This window comes from uncultured Escherichia sp., from assembly GCF_948475835.1.
In the GTDB taxonomy this organism is placed as follows: Bacteria; Pseudomonadota; Gammaproteobacteria; order Enterobacterales; family Enterobacteriaceae; genus ECMA0423.
Map to the genome: position 1 here is coordinate 1 of NZ_CAOLGM010000206.1, position 4,247 is coordinate 4,247.

The following is a 4,247-nucleotide window of genomic DNA, read 5'->3' on the forward strand; positions in this document are numbered from 1 at the left end:
TAATAATGCGTCGCGCAATAAATGATCATTTCCACGACGACGCGTAAAGCCAATGCGGTCAAAATATTCCAGAATCTGAATTGCCAGCTTTCGGCCTACGCCTAAGCGATCGCGGAAATCCGCCGCGCAGGTTGAACCACACTCCTGATCGAGATCGCGGATCATATTGGCAAATTCGACAATCCGATCGTTACGGTAATAACGATCTTTGACGATCGCGGTAATTATTCCTTGCTGCGCCGCCTGGCGTAGCGTCAGGCGCATTGCCTGCTCGTCGGTACCCGTCTCTTTTGCCAGATCACGCACCCACCACGGCTCGTCACCAAACAGCGGCTCTGCTTTTTGCCAGATGGCCTGCTGCTCTTCGCTGAAGCCCGCTTTGTGATCCGGCAGATGCAGCCAACCGTGATGACTGAGGATGTCGCCGCTTTCGCGCATCTTTTCAATCAGCAACAGTACTAGCGCTTCATCTTCCATTGGCAACGCCATACGTCGCAGACGTTCGCGCCCAGGCCCAGGTTCATCGCGATGTTGCTCATGATAAGTCGCTAATGTGTCGAGAATTTTCCGTTGCCAGCGAGCGGCAACCGGCGCATTCAACAAGCTATAACCAGCCTGAATATAGCCAGGCTGTTGCAGCAATTCGCGCATCCCTTCGCCGTTGAGCTGGCGCGCCCAGGCGAAATCCGCAAGGTTAACCGCGCCGCGTTCCAGATGAACAGATAACGCATCGGCATCGCTCTGCGCCCGTGCAAGAGACGCCAGCCATTGCAGATATTCCGGCTTACGTTTACCGCGACGCGGCGGGTTAAGCATCACCACACGCGCCCCCGCCAGCGTGTTGCGGGCCGAGATATCGCGCAGCACTAAGCGATCGTTATCCGCCAGCCACAGCGGCGTGTCGAACACCAGCTCGGCAAGGTTATCTTCCAGCAGCGAAACGCGTCCCGTAACGTGGCTGGCGGCGTGGTGAATATGCAGCGGCTGCCACTGGGTCAGCGGCGTATGGGTTTGAAGCTCGACAATCACCCGTGTGAACGGCTCTGGCGGCGCATCGGCAAGCAGCCAGTCGCCACGGTTAATCTGCTCTTTTTCCGCATCACCCGCGATGTTAAGCGCGATACGCTGCCCGGCATGGGCGGTTTCTGTTGGCTGGTTTTGTGCATGCAGCGCACGTACACGCATCGGTTTATTTACACCAGTCAGCCAGAGTGAATCGCCTACCTTCACTTCCCCGCTTAACGCCGTACCGGTGACGACCAGCCCGGCACCTTTTACGGTAAATGCGCGGTCGATCGCGAGGCGGAAACTATGTTGGCTGGCGTGTTCACGTCCTGGTAACTGAAGCAGATGCTCGCGCAGGGCATCAATTCCCCGACCTTCGGTTGCTGCGGTGATAAACAGTTTTGCCTCAGCAAAACCGTATTCCCGCAGCACCTCCTTTACCTGGCGTTCAACCTCATCAACACGCGCTTCGTCCACGCGATCGGCCTTGGTCAGCGCCACTGTCAGCATCGGGTTACCGGTCAGCTGCAAAATCGCCAGATGCTCACGGGTCTGCGCCATCACGCCGTCATCGCACGCCACCACCAACAGCGCGTGATCGATACCACCAACGCCCGCCAGCATGTTGGAAAGAAACTTTTCATGACCGGGTACGTCGATAAAACCAGGCACGCGACCATCCGGCTGCGGCCAGTAGGCATAGCCGAGATCGATGGTCATGCCGCGCTTTTTTTCTTCCGGCAGACGGTCAGCATTTACGCCAGTAATCGCCTGCAATAAGGTTGTTTTGCCGTGGTCAACGTGTCCGGCAGTCGCAATAATCATTTCAACAACATCTCCAAAAACCGTTGCTCATCTTCAAGGCAGCGTAAATCCAGCCACAATCGTCCGTCATAAATACGACCAATCACCGGCACTGGCAATTCACGCCAGCGGGCGGCTAATGACTCAAGGTGGCTACCGCGTCCATCATGGGGTGTAAACGTTAATGCCGCGCTCGGCAGGCGATCAACCGGCAGCGAACCACTGCCAATCTGCGAAAGACATGGCATAACCTGTACCGCAAACTCCGCGCCGTAATGTGCGGCAAGGGGAGCCTGTAAACGTTGTGCCTGGATTTGAATGACCTCTGCGCTGCGGGTAAGCAGGCGCAGGGTCGGTAATTTTTCACTCAGAGCTTCAGGGTGTAAATAAAGACGCAACGTGGCTTCCAGCGCCGCGAGGGTCATTTTATCCGCGCGTAATGCACGCTTCAGCGGGTGGCTTTGCAGGCGGGCGATCATCTCTTTTTTACCAACAATAATTCCTGCCTGCGGCCCGCCTAACAACTTGTCGCCGGAGAAACTCACCAGACTGACGCCCGCCGCAATCAACTCCTGCGGCATTGGCTCTTTCGGCAAACCGTACTGGCTAAGATCGACCAGCGAGCCACTGCCTAAATCAGTCACTACGGGAACATCCAGCTCTTTGCCGAGCGCCACCAGTTCCGCTTCATCTATCGCTTTGGTGAACCCCTGAATGCTGTAGTTACTGGTATGTACTTTCATCAACAGTGTGGTATTTTCATTCACCGCCTGACGATAATCATTCGCGTGCGTGCGGTTGGTGGTCCCTACTTCGTGTAGGGTGCAACCTGCCTGACGCATAACATCGGGAATACGAAACGCGCCGCCAATCTCCACCAATTCGCCGCGAGATACTACCACCTCTTTCCCGCTGGCAGTGGCCGCCAACATCAATAACACCGCCGCCGCATTGTTATTGACGATACAGGCATCTTCCGCCCCCGTAATACGGCACAGCAGTTGCGCCAGCGCCCGATCGCGATGTCCGCGTCCGGCGTCGTCCAGATCGTACTCGAGGGTCACTGGCGAACGCATAGCCTGCGCAACGGCTTCCACCGCGGCTTCCGCCTGTAAAGCTCGCCCAAGGTTGGTATGCAGCACGGTTCCCGTCAGGTTGATCACCGGACGCAGCGCGCTCTGCGCTTCTTTCGTCAACCGGGCATCGACTTCTTGCGCCCAGTTTTCACACCACGCAGGCAGCGTCTGGCTGCCACGAATCACTTCTCGCGCTTCGTCGAGCATCTGACGCAACAATTCCACCACGCGGGTGTGACCATAAGTATCACGCAAAGAAAGGAAGGAGCTATCGCGCAATAAGCGATCAATAGCCGGAAGTTGACTATAGAGGGAACGCGTTTCGGTTGTCATAGGAAACCTGGCTGATCAAGGCCCTCTCACACGGAGAAGGGCGTTTAACATAACCACGGATTGTAACGTGAGATGGGTCAGGAGGACATATCGCGCATCAAGCCTTTGGCGGTTCGGTGCGAGCAAAACTTTCGCGGCTAAACAGGTTTTCGACCAGTTTGACTAAGTGTGGGCGGTCGACACACCAACCTGGCGCAACGCGGCGGAAATTGAGATATCCGACGGCACAGGCAATGGCGATAGTCGCCAGATTGACCGTATCGGTTTTGAGTGTGCCATCGACCAGATATCCTTCCAGCACATCCAGACTGCGGTTGATTTTCTCCCGCTGGCGTAACAATTCATCTTCAGACTGCTGCGCCGCTGGACGCGCCTGTTCACGCACCGATACCAGCCCGGCATCCATAATGCCATCCGCCAGTGCCTCAATTTTGCGCACCCGCAACGACTCCAGCGGATCGCGCGGCAACATCGCCGGAGCGACATTCATTAATTCAATATATTCAGCGATGATCGGCGAATCAAACCAACATTCGCCCTCTTCGGTCACCAGCACCGGCACTTTTCCTAACGGGTTAAATTGCGCCACGCCGTTGTCCGCGTTATAGGGCAGTTCATTAATAAATTCGAAAGTTATGCCCTTTTCTAACAACAGAATAGAAAGTTTGCGTACAAACGGGCTGGTGTAGCTACCGACGAGTTTCATGCCGAGTCCTTTGTGCGAGGAAAAATATCAGTATGGCCTGGTGATGGGAAAAAGGGCAGAAAATGTTGATGGTTTGTTACTTCCAAATAAATCACATATTTATCATGGTGATATAAATATTTTCCTAATTGTTTCTATCTGATGGATATCTCACTTAAGGCTTTCTTATAAATCTGTAGGGTTTTGCCTGGAAGCAGACAAATAACCCGATAAAACAAGGATGAGCAGATGAGCGGAAAACCGGCAGCGCGTCAGGGCGACATGACGCAGTATGGCGGTAGCATTGTCCAGGGTTCAGCCGGGGTGCGCATCGGTGCCCCCAC

3 protein-coding genes are annotated in these 4,247 nt (G+C 55.0%); all 3 read right to left on the reverse strand.

Going from position 1 to position 4,247, the window contains the following annotated elements; all coding sequences use genetic code 11:
• Nucleotides 1-1,830: selenocysteine-specific translation elongation factor (gene selB, locus QZF50_RS22755; protein ID WP_060621253.1), on the reverse strand; the 1,830-nt coding region annotated here is incomplete at its 3' end.
• Nucleotides 1,827-3,218, reverse strand: a complete 1,392-nt coding sequence (selA, locus tag QZF50_RS22760; RefSeq protein WP_061892562.1) for an L-seryl-tRNA(Sec) selenium transferase — start codon at nucleotides 3,216-3,218, stop codon at nucleotides 1,827-1,829. The genes selA and selB, both read right to left, overlap by 4 nt.
• Nucleotides 3,219-3,315: 97 nt before the next feature.
• Nucleotides 3,316-3,924 carry a glutathione S-transferase gene (locus QZF50_RS22765; RefSeq protein WP_000779792.1) on the reverse strand — a complete coding sequence of 203 codons (609 nt, stop codon included), beginning with the start codon at nucleotides 3,922-3,924 and terminating at the stop codon, nucleotides 3,316-3,318.
• Between the last annotated feature and the right edge of the window lie 323 nt (nucleotides 3,925-4,247).

What these genes read in the sequence shown, in the direction of transcription:
- selA (WP_061892562.1), bottom strand. Translation starts at nt 3,218, where the DNA reads ATGACAACCGAAACGCGTTCCCTCTATAGTCAACTTCCGGCTATTGAT.
- QZF50_RS22765 (WP_000779792.1), bottom strand. Translation starts at nt 3,924, where the DNA reads ATGAAACTCGTCGGTAGCTACACCAGCCCGTTTGTACGCAAACTTTCT.